This is a genomic window from Acidisoma sp. C75 (assembly GCF_054665095.1).
In genome coordinates, this window is sequence record NZ_BAAFHD010000040.1 from 1 (window position 1) to 465 (window position 465).

Below are 465 nucleotides of genomic sequence, written 5' to 3' on the forward strand. Positions count from 1 at the left end.
ATCGTCTCGCAGGATCGGCAGCTCCACTTCTCGCGGACCGTCTGGATAACCTTCCATTGCCGCGGCACGACCTCCAGGGTCTCGGTGATGCTCTCGCCCAGCTTCGCGAGCCTGCCGCCGCAGCACGGGCAGGCTGCGGGGCTCGGCACGACCACCCGTTCCCGCGGCAGATGCTCCGGCAGCGGGCCGCGCACGGGACGCCGACGGGTGAAGCCACTGACGTGATGCTGTTCAGCAGCCTCGACCTGCGCCGCGTCCTCGCTGGCCGCGGCTTCCAGCTCCTCGAGCTCGAGCTCCATCTGATCGAGCAACTTGCGGCCGCGCTCGGAGGATGCACCGAAGCGATCCTGCTGCAGCTTGGCGATCAGAAGCTTGAGGTGAGCCACCATCGCCTCGGCGCCGGTGGCGCGGGCCTCCGCCTCACGACGTGCCGATTGCTCGGCCGCCAGCGCGGCGCGCAAGGCG

General features: G+C 70.1%; 1 protein-coding gene. It reads right to left on the reverse strand.

All coding sequences use genetic code 11. The features are described 5' to 3' along the window. On the reverse strand, positions 1 to 461 hold a 461-nt coding region (locus tag ACYQ7X_RS17475), incomplete at its 3' end, for a transposase domain-containing protein (RefSeq protein WP_459698350.1). Between the last annotated feature and the right edge of the window lie 4 nt (positions 462 to 465).